Consider the following 14,102-nt stretch of genomic DNA (forward strand, 5'->3'; position numbering starts at 1 on the left):
TCTGAATCATAATTGCATATAAGATTGTTACATTTGTGCAAAAAATAATTATTAATTATCAATTATAATTTTATGAGCATACCAGCAAATTTAAAGTATACAAAAGATCACGAATGGGTTAGTCTTGAAGGCGATATTGCAACTGTAGGAATTACGCATTTTGCACAAAAAGAATTAGGAGATATTGTTTATGTTGAAGTAGAAACATTAGATCAGACTTTAAGCAAAGATGAAGTTTTTGGTACTGTTGAAGCTGTAAAAACCGTTTCCGATCTGTTTCTTCCATTATCTGGCGAAATTATTGAATTCAATGATGCTTTAGAAAGTACTCCAGAAAGTGTAAATGCTGATCCTTATGGCGACGGATGGATGATTAAAGTAAAAATATCTAATCCTTCTGAAGTAGAAGAACTGCTTTCCAGTGAAGCTTATAAAGAACTTATTGGTGCCTAAATATTTTCTCTTTTTAGTTGCTTTGTCTTGGACGGGAATAGTAACTTATTTTTGCTTAGTGCAATCAAGTGATCTTCCCGTAATAAATATTCCAGATTTAGATAAATTGATTCATGCATTTTTTCATTTCGTCTTTACATTTGTCTGGTTTTTATTTTTTTATAAACAATTAAAATTAGAATCTGTATATAAGCCTTTATTGATTTCGTTCCTGTTGTCGTTTGTTTTCGGGATTGGAATTGAATTATTGCAAGGCTTACTGACAGTATCAAGGCAAGCAGACGTTTTGGATGGCGTAGCTAATTTGGCCGGAGCAGCATTGTCTGTTTTTACTGTTATAATTTGCAATAAATTCAAAATTTTAAGTTCAATACTAAAAAAATAATTCCCACCTCGGTGGGTTTTTTTGTTTCTATTGAATCATGTTGATGTCGTTTCCTCCGAATAATGTAATTTTGCTTTCTAACTTTTTAAATCGTGAAAATGAATATTAAAGATTATCTCGATTCTACCTATTTAAAAACAAATAGTCAAGCTGACCTGAGTGAATATGAAAATGAAGCTGTTGCTAAGGATTTTATCCAAGAGGCCATAAATGAAAAATTTAAGCTGATAATGATACGCCCAGACAGAGTAGCTTTGGCTAAAAAAATGATTAAGGATGCTGATTCTAAAGTTTTAGCAGGCACCGTAATTGATTTCCCAGAAGGAACATCGGATGTAAATAAAAAGCTTGATGAAGCTCTTGAATGTATTCAAAATGGTGCAGATGAGCTAGATTTTGTTTGTAATTATGAAGCTTTCAAAGCAGGAAAAACTGAATTAGTGAAAGATGAAGTTTTGAAAGGGACTCAGCTTGGAATTGAAAACGGCAAAGCTGTGAAGTGGATTATTGAGGTGGCTGCGCTCAATGACTTGCAAGTGGGCGAACTCACGGCATTGATTAAAAATGTAGTGACTGCTAATTTTAAGCCTGAAGATTATAGTTCTGTTTTTGTAAAATCGTCCACAGGTTTTTATAAAACTGAAAATAATCTGCCAAATGGAGCTACGGTTCCTTCCATTGCAATAATGCTCGAAAATTCGGGACCGCTTCCTGTAAAGGCTGCCGGCGGTGTAAGAACGTATGAGGAAGCCTTAAAAATGATTGAACTTGGTGTAAAACGCATTGGAACCTCAGGAGCCAAAGCTATTGCAAATGGGGAAGAAGCTTCTTCACAATATTGATAGATTTAAATTTTAAAAATGATTAAAAAAGCCCTTACTTTCCTTTTGCTATTGTGTGTATTTTTTGCAGATGCCCAAACTCCAGATAATAAAGCATTGGAATCTTCATACGATCGATTTCCTGTCTTTTTAAGCTGTCAAAACTTAGAAAGACAGGATTTGGAGAATTGTTTTTTTAACGAAGTGCAGCAATTGGTGTACCGAAATTTTCAAGTGCCAGAAAAATTAAAACAGAACCAATATAAAGATGTTATTAAGGTGCTTTTTGAAGTCGATGCTACTGGAAAGTTTAAAATTTTATTTGTAAATTCAAATAATGAAGAGCTTATTGCTGAAACCAAAAGGGTTTTTGGAAACTTTCCAACAATAGATCCTCCTACTTACAATGGAAATGCAACATATTCCAAGTTTAATTTAAACATAGCAATTCCATTATTATCTCCAGAAGAAATTGCTGCTGCTGCAAAAGCTAAAAATGAAAACATCAATTTTAATGAAGGATTGACAGAATTAGACAGTATTGTGTACAAGAAGTTTGATAATCCACAATTTACAAGTCATTTAAACATTCCTTTTTCTCATAGCTATTATGCGCAATTTGATATGGCAATGAATCAAGTTGGGAGTAACAATCATACGGCTTCAAAACCATATACGTATGCCGAGGTTGAAAAATATTATAATTTCCAGAAAGTTAATGCTGGCTTAATGAAAAATAAAACAAGCTGGTGGGGGCGAAAAACATGGAACGAAAATTTAGCCGAAATTCAAGGTGAAGGCTATTGGTTTGCTCTTAATTTTTTGTTTAATGTACAGGGCGGAATTTCTAATCCAAGCAAAACAGATTATACGTATGTAAACACAAGAGCTCTTAATTTTAAGGGGGGACTTGGTTCGAGATTGAATTTCACAACTACTTTCTACGAAAGCCAAGGACGTTTTGCTGATTACTATAATGCTTATGCTAATTCGATAAAACCATCTGGTGGTAATCCTGCAATTATTCCTGGAATAGGTATTGCCAAACAATATAAAACAGATGCTTATGATTTTCCTTTGGCAGATGCTAATATTTCATATAATGCCGCAAAATTTTTAGACCTGCAATTAGGTTATGGAAAAAATTTTATCGGGGACGGATACCGTTCATTGTTTTTAAGTGATGGAAGCAGTCCTTATCCTTTTTTTAAGATTGATGCTAATTTTTGGAAAATAAAATATAGTGTAGATTATGTATGGCTAAAGGATGTTCGCCCAGAAGTTACTGTGGATAAAACGTATGCGTCAAAGTATGCCGTAAACCATTATTTGAGCTGGAATGTATCCAATAGATTGAATTTAGGTTTTTTTGAATCGGTTGTCTGGACTAATAGTAATGGCAGAGGTTTTGATGCTAATTTTGTTAATCCAATTGTTTTTTATAGAGCAGTTGAGTTTTCTTCTTCTTCCAAAAGTGGTAATGCTCTTTTAGGTTTAACCTCAAAATACAAGTGGAACAATCAAGTGAATCTTTATGCACAGTTTCTAATTGATGAATTTTCTACTGGAGATATTGCTGCGGGCGATGGAAGCTGGAAAAATAAATTAGGCTATCAGTTTGGGGCAAAATATTTTAAGGCTTTTAATGTTGATAATTTAACCTTGCAATTGGAATTCAATCATGTACGTCCTTATGTGTATTCACATAGCGAGCCAATTACCAATTATGCACATAATAATCAAAGTCTGGGGCATCAATGGGGTGGTAATTTTCAGGAGCTGATTTTATTAGGATACTATAACAAAGATCGTTTTTATGCCAATACTAAGTTTACCATTGGTACGCGCGGTTTTGATTTTGATACAGCTGAAGATAAATTTAATTATGGACAAAACATATATAAGGACTATGATGATAATAAGCCTTATGAAAAAGGCGTAAAAGTGGGGCAAGGAAATAAAACGGGTATTTTTATTGCTGATGTTCAAGTGGGATATTTAGTAAATCCGGCTACTAATTTTAAGTTTTTTGGAAATTTTTTATTTAGAAATTTTGATCCTGCCACAAATACTGCGGCTGTTTTTAAGGAGCAGACGACTTGGTTTTCTGTCGGGTTCAGGTCGGATGTGTTTAACTGGTATTTTGATTACTAGTCTTATGGACGAAAGAGGATTTAAAGTGCTATAAGCTAAACTTTACACTTTTTAAGCTAAAACAAAAATCAATTTTGAAACAATTGTGCTGTAAAAACCGATTAAAAAAGCAACTGTTGTTTCAAAAGGTTAATTCATAGATCATTTTTGAATCTAATTTGTATATTTGCAGCAGTTTTCAAAAAATACACCAATTTAATCTGCATTGAATACAACATCAAATCCCACTTCGTTCAAATCTATTTATATTGATTTTAAGGCAATTACTAAAGCTGGTTTAGCTATAAGTGTTGTTTTTTCATCAATAGCGGGTTATGTTTTAGGTTTTGATAATACAAATTCTTTTAGCTTGCTTGTTTTGTTAAAGCTTGCAATAGGAGGGTATTGTATGGTTGGAGCTTCTAATGCTTACAATCAGGTTATCGAAAAAGATTTGGATGCTTTGATGGATCGTACCAAAAACCGTCCTGTAGCATCTGGAAGAATGTCTCCTCGATTGGCATTGGCAGTAGCAAGTTTACTTACCATTTTTGGTGTTGCTCTGCTTTATACAATAAATCCAAAATCGGCTATGTTTGGTGCTATTTCAATTTTTTTATACACCAGTATTTATACACCGTTAAAAACGGTAACGCCACTTTCTGTTTTTGTTGGAGCTTTTCCCGGGGCAATTCCTTTTATGTTAGGCTGGGTAGCGGCTACTAATGAATTCGGGATCGAAGCAGGTACTTTGTTTTTGATTCAGTTTTTCTGGCAGTTTCCGCATTTTTGGGCAATTGGATGGTTTTTATATGAGGATTATGAAAAAGCAGGTTTTTTTATGCTGCCTACTGGAAAGAAAGACAAAGGAACATCATTGCAGATTATCTTGTATAGTGTTTGGCTGATAATTGCGTCGTTGCTGCCATCATTGGGTTACACGGGACGATTATTTCTGTCGCCGATTGCTGCAGTATTGGTATTATTGCTTGGACTTTGGGTTTTGTTTTATGCAGTTCGTTTGTATCAGATAAAAACAGCAAAAGCAGCCAGAACATTGATGTTAGTAAGTGTTTCATACATTACGTTATTGCAATTAGTATATATAGTAGATAAATTTTTAAGATAATTATGGGAGTTACAATGACAGCCGAAGATTATAAATCAAGAACGGCAAGATCGTACAAATTGATTTTATTGTTCGCTATGGTGAGCATGACAATGATGTTTGCAGGTCTCACGAGTGCGTATGTGGTAAGTCAATCCAGAGCAGACTGGCTTAAGGATTTTCAATTGCCATCTGGTTTTTATTATAGTACTATTGCTATTATAGGATGCAGTATTACTTTCCACTTGGCAAAAAAAGCAATTCAAAAGGATGACCAGCGTAAGACTTCCTCAATGCTTTTGGCTACCTTGGCTTTAGGTATTGCGTTTGTGGTATTGCAGTTTGTTGGTTTTGGTCAAATAGTTGAAAATGGATATTACTTTACTGGAAGCGCCAGTTCAATCACTACGACGTTTTTGTATATTGTTGTAATTGTGCATTTGCTGCACTTGGCAGGTGGTATGATATCATTGCTAGTTATTATTTATAATCATTTTAAACAAAAATATAATTCAACTCAAACTCTTGGAATAGAACTAGGTGCAATGTACTGGCACTTTCTTGATTTCTTGTGGGTTTATTTATTTTTATTTTTATATTTCTTTAAATAAGAAAAAAACGTAAATTTGGGAACTTTTTAACGAATAATTTTTATGGGAGCGACAGTTACTACTGCAAATAATGAAAAAACTTGGGGAGGCGGAAATGAGCCAATGGGAGCAAGTTATGGTAAAATGATGATGTGGTTTTTTATCGTATCAGATGCCTTGACATTCTCTGGATTTTTAGCAGCTTACGGGTTTTCTAGATTTAAATTTATTGAAACGTGGCCTTTGGCCGATGAGGTGTTTACACACTTTCCATTTTTACATGGTGTTTCTGCACCTATGTATTATGTAGCATTAATGACTTTTATTTTGATTTTCTCTTCTGTAACAATGGTTTTGGCAGTAGATGCTGGTCACCAGATGAAAAAGGATAAAGTAGCCCTTTATATGTTTTTAACAATCATTGGAGGTCTTGTTTTCGTTGGTTCTCAAGCTTGGGAATGGAAAAATTTTATAAAAGGTGAATATGGTGCGGTTGAAACAGCTGGAGGCAGTTTGCTGCAGTTTGTGGATAAAGAAGGACACCGTGTTGCTTTAGCGGATTTTGCAGCTAAACTGCCAGTTGAAAGAGAGCAATTGTCAAGAGATAAAGCTAAATGGTTTATGTCTGAAGCAGCTATTCCTGCCTATACTGTTGCAGAAGTACAAGCTGGTTTTAAGGCACACCCTGAAATTTTAGTGAGAATTGAAAAAATAAATAAAGACAAGGAAAAAACTGTACTTTCAAGAGAAGAATCTCTTGCTCGTCTGGATCAGGCTAAATTGGTTATTGAAGGTGCTAATCTGACTCATAATGAATATGGAAGCAAGCTTTTTGCTGATTTCTTTTTCTTTATTACAGGTTTTCACGGATTCCACGTATTTTCTGGTATAGTAATTAATATTATTATCTTTTTTAATGTTCTTTTAGGAACTTACGAAAAAAGAGGCAGTTATGAAATGGTTGAAAAAGTTGGACTCTACTGGCACTTTGTTGATTTGGTTTGGGTATTTGTATTCACATTCTTCTATTTAGTTTAATTTTAGATTTATTATTATGTCACACGAACATGTTTCTAACACAAAAAGAATTTGGACTGTTTTTGGTATCCTTTCTTTAATCACAACAGTTGAGGTTGCTTTTGGTATCATCAGGCCAGATGCTCTATATATGCATAATTTTTTAACAATGAATTTGTTAAACTGGCTATTTATAATATTGACATTAGTTAAGGCTTATTATATTGTATGGGCATTCATGCATATGGAAGGGGAAAAAAGCTCATTGAGGAATGCAGTTGTTTGGCCTTTAATATTCTTGGTTTGCTATTTGCTTTTTATTCTTTTGACTGAGGGAGATTATGTATTTGAGGTTTTTAGAAATTCTACCATTAAATGGAATTTCTAGCAAGATATTAATTCAATATAAAAGGTGTCCGTCATTGCGGATGCCTTTTTTTATTTTAATACAATAAATTCTATAATATCCAATGAAAAAAAATATAGTTCTTTTTGTGCTGTTTGTATTGCCTATCGTTGCTTATTTATTTTTTGCTTCTGGAGTAAACAGCTTTACAAAATTACCCGTCATCACGCCAAAAATTCCTGATTTCGGCGAATGGAAATCTTTAAATGGTGAAAAAGTCAGCTTGAATAATAAAATCACGATTCTTGGCTTTTCGGGTACTGAAATTCTTAAAAACAGAGGAAATTATTTCAATCTGAATGAGAAAATTTATCAGCGTTATCATGATTTTAAAGATCTGCAATTTGTTGTTCTAGCTCCTTTGGGAACCGAACAGGATGTTAAAGGTGTTCTGAGTGCTCTGGGGACTTTTACAGATGTAAGCAATTGGCATTTTGTTTTTGTCAGCCCTGAGGAAATTAAATCGTTTTATAGCCAATTACAGTTAAAAGGGAACCTGGATGCCCATTTGGGAACTGCAAATGTTTATATAGTTGATAAGGAGAGAAACTTAAGAGGCAGAAAAGATAAGAAAGATTATAAAGAAGGGTATAGCACTTTTCATCCATCGGAGCTGAGCAATGAAATGCTGGATGATTTTAAGATCATTCTTTATGAATACCGTGCCGCATTAAAAAAGAATCATAACGCTACAAAACAACTAGATGGTAAAAAATAAATCATACATAGGAATATCTTTTATTATACTGGTTTTTGGAATATATGCTATTCCAAAAATTGTTGATAGAGTGCAAAAAAACAGTATCGTTCAGGGAGATCGTTTGGATAAAGTAAACGCTTCTGAAGCGGTAAATGAAAAGCTGGTCAAAGTTGGGCCAGTTCCAGAATTTGAACTGATAAACCAAGACAATGTAAAAATTTCCAATGATTTTTATAAGGGAAAAGTTTATGTTCTGGAGTTTTTCTTTGCAACTTGCCCGTCTATTTGTCCTAAAATGAATGCGAATATGGTTACCTTGCAAAATACATTTTTTGGAAATCCCAATTTTGGTATTGTTTCTATTACGATAGATCCTGTACATGACACACCAGCAGTTTTAAAAGAGCATGCGGAATTACTAGGCGTAAAATCTGCCAATTGGAATTTCTTAACAGGTGACAAAGATTATATATATAATTTGTCCAATAAAGGTTTTAATATTTATGCAGGTGAAAACAGTAAAGTGCAAGGTGGTTTTGAACATTCTGGACTTTTTGCTTTGATTGATAAAAATGGTAATATCAGATGCAGAAAAGATGATTTTGGAAACCCTATTTTGTATTATGACGGACTTGAAAAAAAGGGAATCAGAGAAATTCAGCAGGATATTCAAGCTTTGCTGAAAGAATAAAATTAGAATAGAAAGAATAGAATAAAGATAATTTAGATTAAAGAAACAGAATGGAAAATAATGCCGTAGAACAAAAATATAATAAATGGATTGTACTGCTTTCAGTAGCAATTCCAGTTGTAGTGGCTGTTCTTTTTAAAGTAAAGTTAAAAGATTTTGGATTTGATGTGGAGCCATTAACATTTCTGCCTCCAATTTATGCTGCCATTAACGGTATTACAGCAATACTTTTAATTGCTGCAGTTATTGCGATTAAAAATGGAAACAGAAAACGCCATGAGGTATTGATGAAAATGGCAATTGGATGTTCGGTTGCTTTTCTGGCAATGTATGTAGCCTATCACATGACAGCCGATTCAGTTAAATATGGTGGAGATGGAATTTTGAAGTATGTATATTTCTTTATTTTAATTACACATGTTTTTTTATCGATTGCAATTATACCTTTGGTTCTGGTAACCTATGTGCGGGCTTTGGCCAGCAAATTTGACAAGCATAGAAAGATTGCAAAAATTACTTTTCCAATTTGGTTATATGTTGCCGTAACTGGAGTGATCGTATATTTAATGATTTCGCCTTATTATGTTTAGTAAAGAAAATAGAGTAAAGAAAATAGAGAAAAGAAGAATTAGTGCAAGAGTGTATTTCTATATTCTGTGTTCTATGTTGTTTTCACTTTCTTCACATGCTCAATGTGCAATGTGCCGTGCCGCTTTAAATGGTGAAGATAATAAGGTGAAAGCCGAAGCTATAAATGATGGTATCGTTTATTTGATGATAATACCTTACGTGCTTGTTGGTGCAATCGGATATTATATTTATCGAATGAAAAAGAAGAAACAATAAATTATTTTAAATATTAGGCGCAATTGTAATTAGACATTAGTTCTTGATTGAATGTAAAAATAAAACAGGGCTCAAAAAAATTTTTTGAGCCCTGTTTTTTTACTGAATACTTAAATTTATCTGGTTACTTATTTCAGTCCATCGACAGAAACATTTATAGAACCGTTAACTTGTATAAAAGCGATGATAGCCTGATTGGTTAATTCTATTTTCTGAAATTGTATATCATCCATTTTTCCGTTAATGAAAACGCCTGGCATTGGCGAATAATTTTTTAAATAAGCCGCCATGCTTTGTTTGGCTTCATCCAGATTCTGTTTAATTGAATAACGGCAGCTTTCCTGCATTTTTTTTAATATAATTCCTTGGGCCAGCCAGTTTGCAGTTCTCATTAATCTGCTTTTGGTGTCTAATACGTAATCTAATTTATCAAAATAGATTTCTTTGGTTGTATCATTGTATTGCGGGATTCCATTCAAATAAACGGTTCCGTTTACTGAACCGGAAAGATCTAATGCAATTACTATTCTGCCGTCTTTGTGCCAGATGGCGACATTTAGGACTTTTACTTTTTTACTTCCTGATCCAAATTCCTGTCCAGCAAAATTTGTTGTCATTACTTTTGAAGCTTCCAGATAAGTAGAAACAGCGGCAATATTGGCAGCAATCTGTTCTGGAATTTTATCGACAGCTTTCAGGGTTATTTTGTTTTTATCAAACTTCGAATCTGGCTTTTTGCCTATCAACGTTTCCATATTGCATTTCATTCCCATGTTGAGCAGAAATGAATCATTTTTAAGTTTTGCATTAGTCGAATACACTTCAAGCGGTACAATTCGCAGCCAGCTTTTGTATTCTTGACTCATTTCAAAAGGGGTGCTTATTTTAGAAATGGCATCAATGACATTTGGTTTAAAATCCATGGAATCTTCAATAGCGGTATCAATACTTTTTTCAATTTGTGATTTAAAAAGACTTACAGCAGGATTAATCAGATAAGTGACTGGCATATTTTTTCCAAAAACGGTCATCGATGGGCTTTCGACCCAATCCAGAGATTTCAGGCTGGTTTTGGAACTAAGCTTCCAATTATTGAGGCTCACACTGCTTAGTAATGTAATAACCCCATTTAGATTGAACTCCTGGTTTTTGTATAAATCAACGCCCATGGTTTTTGTACCTATTCGGTACTTGACCCATACTTTTAGCGGTAAGACTGTTTTTATTTTTTCGCCTTCTTTTCCATGGTCGTTAGTGATGGTTATTGGAGCCTGTTTCCAGACTTTGATTTCAATATTGTCATCTTCTATTTTGTTATCCTCGTAGATTAAGCCGTTTAATAAAGTATTAGTTTGGTTTTCGATATCCTTCAGCTTAACACTGACTGGCAGGTTAATGAATGATGGAATACTTGTATACGTTAATGGTACAGCATCATCTGGTTCTGGTTTTAGAGCTTCGATTTTTTGTGAAGCAGAAGAGCAGCTTACTGTTAATGATAAAATTGTTGTAAAAATTATCAGATATAAAAAAGATTTTAGCATTTGTTTTAATTTTTTTGAGCAAATGTAGCCAAACAAATATATTTTTTTAGATGAAGCTGTAACATTTTTGTTGGAAATAAGTCTTATATGTTCAATTGATAAGCTGATTGTTTTTCTCTTATTGATTTTAAAAGATACTATTATTGTTTTAAATATATGCAATTATGATTGAAATTAAAGACTTACATAAATCATACAAAATGGGACATACTGAACTGCATGTCCTGAAAGGAATTAATTTCAATATAAAAGAAGGTGAACTGGTTGCTATCATGGGTTCATCAGGATCGGGAAAATCTACTTTGTTAAATATTTTGGGAATACTTGATGAGGCCGATTCTGGACTTTATACTTTAGATAATGTACCCATCAAAAAATTAAACGAAACTCTTGCTTCAAAATACCGTAATCAATTCCTTGGCTTTGTTTTTCAGTCTTTCAACTTGATAAATTATAAAAGTGCATTGGATAATGTGGCTTTGCCTTTGTATTATCAAGGGGTGAAAAGAAAAGAGCGCAATGAGATTGCCATGAAATATTTGGAAAAAGTGGGTCTGGCTTCTCACTCACACCATTTGCCAAACGAACTTTCAGGAGGACAGAAACAGCGTGTTGCTATTGCAAGAGCTTTGGCATCTAACCCAAAAGTTTTATTGGCCGATGAACCTACGGGGGCATTAGATACATTAACTTCCTATGAAGTAATGGAATTGATTCAGGGAATTAATGACGAAGGAAAAACTATTTTGATAGTGACACACGAACCCGATATTGCCGCGATGTGCAAAAGAAATGTTGTCCTAAAAGATGGATTGATCATTGATGATAAATTGGTAGAACAAGTTAGAGCTTCATCATATGTTTAATATTGAACGCTGGCAGGAAATATTTGAGGCTATTGCCAAAAATAAGCTGAGAACCTTCCTCACAGGAATCTCTGTAGCTTCGGGTATCTTTATATTGGTAATTTTATTAGGTGTCGGTAAAGGATTGCAAAACGGAATTGAAAAACAATTTGAAAGAGACGCTGCTGGTGTAATTGAGGTTTGGTCAGGGGCAACAACAAAAGCTTACAAAGGATTAAATCCTGGAAGACAAATCCAATTTAGAAATAGCGATTTTGACCTTGCAGTACAAAAATACGGAGACCAATTAGATAAAAATGGAGTTGTTGCTTCTGGCTGGGGAATTACCGTAAGTTATGGAAAAGAATCAGGAAATTATCAATACCGAGGTGTTAATACAGATGGTATGGGAATAGAAAATGTATCAGTTATAAAAGGCAGATATATTAATGCAAATGATTTGAAATACAACATAAAAGCAGCTGTGATTGGGCAAAAAGTCAAATTAGATCTGTTTAAAGAGAAAGATCCAATTGGTGAACAGATAACAGTGGCCAATATCAATTTTAAAGTTGTTGGTGTGTTTACTGATCCAGGGGGGGAAAGAGAAGAAAGCAGAGTGTTTGTGCCAATAACTACAGCACAGCAGGTTTTTGGATTAGGAGATAAAATAAGCTATATGGCTTATACTATGAAAAAGAAAGATACTTATGAAGAAGCTGTAGCCGTGTCCGAAAAATTCAAAGATGATTATGGCAAGTTATTACGAAGTAAAAATGGTGCCGCTCCTGATGATGAAAGTGCTGTTGGAATTTTTAATTCGGTTAAAGAAGCCAAAAAGTTTTATGATTTAAATCTGTATATCCGATTGTTTTTCTGGTGGGTTGGAATATGTACCATTATCGCGGGAGTTGTTGGAGTCAGTAACATTATGATGATTATTGTAAAGGAAAGAACTAAGGAAATTGGTATTCGAAAAGCCCTAGGCGCTTCTCCAGTTTCAATCATCATGATGATTTTGCACGAGTCTATTTTTATAACTACTATTTCAGGATTTATGGGCTTATTGACAGGATTAGCTCTTTTAGAATTAATAGGGCCACATGCCCAAAGTGAGTATTTTGTAAATCCTCAGGTAGATTTTACCGTTGCCACCACCACATTAGTCGTATTAGTGATTGCAGGTGCCCTGGCCGGTTTTGTGCCTGCTTATAGAGCGGCTAAAATTAGGCCTATTGTAGCACTTAGAGACGAATAATTATGTTTGATAGAGAAAATTGGAACGAAATTATAGAGGCCTTAACCGCTAATACATTCCGAACGCTGATGACAGCTTTTGGAGTATTTTGGGGTATATTTATTTTGGTAATTTTATTAGCGGCTTCAAATGGTCTTGAAAATGGTATCCGAAAAGGATTCGATGGTATAGCTACCAATACCATGTTTATGTGGACGCAGACTACCTCAAAACCTTATAAAGGATTGCCTAAAACCAGAAGATATGATTTTAGAAATAGCGATGTTGATGCTTTAAAACAGAAATTTCCTGATTTGCTATATGTATCACCTCGTAATCAGCTAGGTGATTTTAATGGAGTAAGCAATGTTGTTAGAGGTACAAAAACGGGTGCTTATACAATTTATGGTGATTATCCAGAGTTGATAAAGCAAGAGCAGATGGATATCGTAAAAGGGCGTTTCGTAAATCAGCAAGATATACTAAATAGACGAAAAGTAACTGTAATAGGCCAGGGTGTCATTAATGAATTGTATAAGAACGGCGAAGAAGTAATGGGTACTTATATAAAGATAAACGGCATCAACTTTATGGTGGTAGGAGTATACAAGTCAAAAGGGCAAAATAATGGCAATGCCGAATCAGCTCAAAAAAATATATTTATTCCGTTTACTACATTCCAGCAGGCTTTTAATTTTGGGGATAAAGTAGGATGGATGGCACTCACTGCCAAAGATGAAGCTTCAATAACCGAGCTTAGGCCTGGAATACTTGCTTTCATTAGGGAAAGGCACTATATTCATCCAGATGACGAAAGGGCAGTAGGTAATTTTGATTTATTTGCTGAATTTCAAAAAGTTCAGGATTTATTTATGGTTCTTACGTTTATCGCTTATTTTGTTGGGACTTTAGTGTTATTATCCGGTATTATTGGTATTTCAAACATCATGCTGATTGTTGTAAAAGAGCGTACTAAAGAAATAGGAATCAGGAGAGCTCTAGGTGCAACACCGGGGGCAATCAGGTCGCAGATTTTACTGGAAGCTATTTTTCTGACCATAATAGCAGGTATGTTTGGTATAGCAATAGCTACAGGTATAATAGCAATCCTTAATGTGATCTTGTCATCAATGCCATCCGAGGGGATGATGTTTGTTAATCCAAGTGTAGATCTAGTAGTGGTTTTCATTGCTTTGCTGATATTGGTAGGGTCTGGATTGCTGGCAGGTTTTATTCCTGCACAGACTGCAATAAATGTTAAGCCTGTAGAGGCATTGCGAACAGAGTAGAAAATCAATCAAAAAATAATAATCGAATAAAAAATTT

General features: G+C 34.2%; 16 protein-coding genes. 15 read left to right on the plus strand and 1 reads right to left on the minus strand.

Annotated elements, in window-relative coordinates; genetic code table 11:
* Positions 1-72: 72 nt before the first annotated feature.
* The 12 genes from gcvH to ABEG11_RS02445 all read left to right on the plus strand — a co-directional run bounded on the left by gcvH (position 73) and on the right by ABEG11_RS02445 (position 9,150).
* A complete protein-coding gene (gene gcvH, locus ABEG11_RS02390) occupies positions 73-453 on the plus strand; it encodes a glycine cleavage system protein GcvH (protein WP_348822603.1) in 381 nt (126 codons plus the stop codon).
* 58 nt (positions 454-511) lie between these two features.
* Positions 512-838 carry a VanZ family protein gene (locus tag ABEG11_RS02395; RefSeq protein ID WP_348822856.1) on the plus strand — a complete coding sequence of 109 codons (327 nt, stop codon included), beginning with the start codon at positions 512-514 and terminating at the stop codon, positions 836-838.
* A gap of 98 nt (positions 839-936) precedes the next feature.
* Positions 937-1,680, plus strand: a complete 744-nt coding sequence (deoC, locus tag ABEG11_RS02400) for a deoxyribose-phosphate aldolase (RefSeq protein WP_348822604.1) — start codon at positions 937-939, stop codon at positions 1,678-1,680.
* A gap of 18 nt (positions 1,681-1,698) precedes the next feature.
* Complete coding sequence (locus ABEG11_RS02405; RefSeq protein ID WP_348822605.1) at positions 1,699-3,813, plus strand: gliding motility protein RemB; 2,115 nt, start codon at positions 1,699-1,701, stop codon at positions 3,811-3,813.
* 205 nt (positions 3,814-4,018) lie between these two features.
* Entirely contained in the window at positions 4,019-4,921 is a 903-nt protein-coding gene (gene cyoE, locus ABEG11_RS02410; RefSeq protein WP_348822606.1) for a heme o synthase, read from the plus strand.
* Between the two features lie 2 nt (positions 4,922-4,923).
* Positions 4,924-5,511: a cytochrome c oxidase subunit 3 gene (locus tag ABEG11_RS02415; RefSeq protein ID WP_348822607.1), complete on the plus strand. Its 588-nt coding sequence runs from the start codon at positions 4,924-4,926 to the stop codon at positions 5,509-5,511.
* Positions 5,512-5,553: 42 nt separating this feature from the next.
* Entirely contained in the window at positions 5,554-6,528 is a 975-nt protein-coding gene (locus tag ABEG11_RS02420) for a cytochrome c oxidase subunit 3 (RefSeq protein ID WP_348822608.1), read from the plus strand.
* Positions 6,529-6,544: 16 nt separating this feature from the next.
* Positions 6,545-6,895, plus strand: a complete 351-nt coding sequence (locus tag ABEG11_RS02425) for a cytochrome C oxidase subunit IV family protein (RefSeq protein WP_348822609.1) — start codon at positions 6,545-6,547, stop codon at positions 6,893-6,895.
* A gap of 82 nt (positions 6,896-6,977) precedes the next feature.
* The gene (locus ABEG11_RS02430) at positions 6,978-7,631 is read left to right on the plus strand and encodes a hypothetical protein (RefSeq protein ID WP_348822610.1); all 654 of its coding nucleotides are present in this window, start codon (positions 6,978-6,980) and stop codon (positions 7,629-7,631) included.
* Positions 7,618-8,304 carry an SCO family protein gene (locus ABEG11_RS02435; RefSeq protein WP_348822611.1) on the plus strand — a complete coding sequence of 229 codons (687 nt, stop codon included), beginning with the start codon at positions 7,618-7,620 and terminating at the stop codon, positions 8,302-8,304. Before ABEG11_RS02430 ends, ABEG11_RS02435 begins: the two co-directional genes overlap by 14 nt.
* 50 nt (positions 8,305-8,354) lie before the next feature.
* Positions 8,355-8,894 carry a DUF420 domain-containing protein gene (locus ABEG11_RS02440; protein WP_348822612.1) on the plus strand — a complete coding sequence of 180 codons (540 nt, stop codon included), beginning with the start codon at positions 8,355-8,357 and terminating at the stop codon, positions 8,892-8,894.
* Positions 8,887-9,150: a hypothetical protein gene (locus tag ABEG11_RS02445; protein WP_348822613.1), complete on the plus strand. Its 264-nt coding sequence runs from the start codon at positions 8,887-8,889 to the stop codon at positions 9,148-9,150. Before ABEG11_RS02440 ends, ABEG11_RS02445 begins: the two co-directional genes overlap by 8 nt.
* 128 nt (positions 9,151-9,278) lie before the next feature.
* Here ABEG11_RS02445 and ABEG11_RS02450 read toward each other — a convergent pair whose 3' ends face one another.
* Positions 9,279-10,694, minus strand: coding sequence for a DUF4403 family protein (locus ABEG11_RS02450; RefSeq protein WP_348822614.1), 1,416 nt, complete (start codon positions 10,692-10,694; stop codon positions 9,279-9,281).
* 164 nt (positions 10,695-10,858) lie between these two features.
* On the opposite strand from ABEG11_RS02450, the gene ABEG11_RS02455 reads away from it, so the two are divergent.
* The 3 genes from ABEG11_RS02455 to ABEG11_RS02465 are packed head-to-tail and all read left to right on the plus strand — an operon-like array spanning position 10,859 to position 14,065.
* The gene (locus ABEG11_RS02455; protein ID WP_348822615.1) at positions 10,859-11,560 is read left to right on the plus strand and encodes an ABC transporter ATP-binding protein; all 702 of its coding nucleotides are present in this window, start codon (positions 10,859-10,861) and stop codon (positions 11,558-11,560) included.
* A complete protein-coding gene (locus ABEG11_RS02460; RefSeq protein WP_348822616.1) occupies positions 11,553-12,797 on the plus strand; it encodes an ABC transporter permease in 1,245 nt (414 codons plus the stop codon). Before ABEG11_RS02455 ends, ABEG11_RS02460 begins: the two co-directional genes overlap by 8 nt.
* A 2-nt stretch (positions 12,798-12,799) precedes the next feature.
* Positions 12,800-14,065, plus strand: coding sequence for an ABC transporter permease (locus ABEG11_RS02465; RefSeq protein ID WP_348822617.1), 1,266 nt, complete (start codon positions 12,800-12,802; stop codon positions 14,063-14,065).
* The last annotated feature ends 37 nt before the right edge of the window (positions 14,066-14,102 follow it).

This window comes from Flavobacterium aestuarii, assembly GCF_040049115.1.
GTDB classification, from domain to species: Bacteria; Bacteroidota; Bacteroidia; order Flavobacteriales; family Flavobacteriaceae; genus Flavobacterium; species Flavobacterium aestuarii.

Coding starts and splice junctions, on each gene's coding strand:
- ABEG11_RS02430 (WP_348822610.1), top strand. CDS start 6,978: ATGAAAAAAAATATAGTTCTTTTTGTGCTGTTTGTATTGCCTATCGTT.
- ABEG11_RS02445 (WP_348822613.1), top strand. CDS start 8,887: ATGTTTAGTAAAGAAAATAGAGTAAAGAAAATAGAGAAAAGAAGAATT.
- ABEG11_RS02425 (WP_348822609.1), top strand. CDS start 6,545: ATGTCACACGAACATGTTTCTAACACAAAAAGAATTTGGACTGTTTTT.
- ABEG11_RS02420 (WP_348822608.1), top strand. CDS start 5,554: ATGGGAGCGACAGTTACTACTGCAAATAATGAAAAAACTTGGGGAGGC.
- ABEG11_RS02440 (WP_348822612.1), top strand. CDS start 8,355: ATGGAAAATAATGCCGTAGAACAAAAATATAATAAATGGATTGTACTG.
- ABEG11_RS02455 (WP_348822615.1), top strand. CDS start 10,859: ATGATTGAAATTAAAGACTTACATAAATCATACAAAATGGGACATACT.
- deoC (WP_348822604.1), top strand. CDS start 937: ATGAATATTAAAGATTATCTCGATTCTACCTATTTAAAAACAAATAGT.
- ABEG11_RS02435 (WP_348822611.1), top strand. CDS start 7,618: ATGGTAAAAAATAAATCATACATAGGAATATCTTTTATTATACTGGTT.
- ABEG11_RS02405 (WP_348822605.1), top strand. CDS start 1,699: ATGATTAAAAAAGCCCTTACTTTCCTTTTGCTATTGTGTGTATTTTTT.
- ABEG11_RS02465 (WP_348822617.1), top strand. CDS start 12,800: ATGTTTGATAGAGAAAATTGGAACGAAATTATAGAGGCCTTAACCGCT.
- ABEG11_RS02450 (WP_348822614.1), bottom strand. CDS start 10,694: ATGCTAAAATCTTTTTTATATCTGATAATTTTTACAACAATTTTATCA.
- ABEG11_RS02460 (WP_348822616.1), top strand. CDS start 11,553: ATGTTTAATATTGAACGCTGGCAGGAAATATTTGAGGCTATTGCCAAA.
- gcvH (WP_348822603.1), top strand. CDS start 73: ATGAGCATACCAGCAAATTTAAAGTATACAAAAGATCACGAATGGGTT.
- ABEG11_RS02415 (WP_348822607.1), top strand. CDS start 4,924: ATGGGAGTTACAATGACAGCCGAAGATTATAAATCAAGAACGGCAAGA.